The organism is Psychrobacter sp. TB55-MNA-CIBAN-0194, from assembly GCF_040309505.1.
Taxonomy (GTDB): Bacteria; Pseudomonadota; Gammaproteobacteria; order Pseudomonadales; family Moraxellaceae; genus Psychrobacter; species Psychrobacter fozii.
The window spans coordinates 1-254 of sequence record NZ_JBEOOW010000535.1 but is presented as its reverse complement, the minus strand read 5'-3'; the positions used below and the strand labels follow the sequence as shown (position 1 = coordinate 254).

Below are 254 nucleotides of genomic sequence, written 5' to 3'. Positions count from 1 at the left end.
ACCATTGGCTGTAAGTGTAAAAACGACGCATCGCTTTCATCAGCTTCTGCTATTAAAAAATCACTTTTACCTACTTTTGCGTTACTACCTGCGCTATTTAACAAGCCACCAATAATAAAAGTTGGATCGAGCCCTGCTTGTCCATAAATACTTGCAATTAGGCTTGTTGTCGTTGTTTTACCATGCGTACCCGCAATTGCTATACCGTGGCGAAAACGCATTAGTTCTGCGAGCATTTCTGCGCGGCGCACAAC

General features: G+C 43.3%; 1 protein-coding gene. It reads right to left on the bottom strand.

Annotated features, from left to right (window positions below; genetic code table 11):
* A partial coding sequence (locus AAEY75_RS16185; protein WP_352260172.1) for a Mur ligase family protein occupies nucleotides 1-254 on the bottom strand: 254 nt, incomplete at both ends.